This window comes from Methylobacterium nigriterrae, from assembly GCF_037106235.1.
GTDB classification, from domain to species: domain Bacteria; phylum Pseudomonadota; class Alphaproteobacteria; order Rhizobiales; family Beijerinckiaceae; genus Methylobacterium; species Methylobacterium nigriterrae.
In genome coordinates this window covers 1-269 of sequence record NZ_JBAWTG010000894.1, presented here as the reverse complement: position 1 = coordinate 269, position 269 = coordinate 1, and the positions used below count along the sequence as shown (strand labels likewise).

At 62.5% G+C, this 269-nt stretch carries 1 protein-coding gene; it reads right to left on the bottom strand.

The genetic code is table 11. The features are described 5' to 3' along the window. The coding region (locus tag WDW90_RS39585; RefSeq protein ID WP_336493055.1) for a malonate decarboxylase subunit alpha at nucleotides 1-212 on the bottom strand (212 nt) is incomplete at its 3' end. Nucleotides 213-269: the final 57 nt, after the last annotated feature.

Here is a 269-nt window from a genome sequence, read left to right as displayed (position 1 = left end):
CGCGCCAAAAAGTCTGCCTGCTTCTGGTTATTGCCTTCCAGCACTACTCGGTCACCGGGCGCCAGCAGCGCTTCGAGCACGGCCACCATATCGGCCTGCTGCAGCACGGGCCCATTCGCAAACTGGCGCACGGCGTCCAGCCGGCGCCGCTTCTCGGTGCGGCGCGTATCCCACTGTTTGCGCTGCGGTGGCGCCTGTGTGGCGGTTGACATATTGCCTCCCTTTTTAGGTATCGAACTTCCACGATAGTAAAAAGGCGGCGCCGCTAC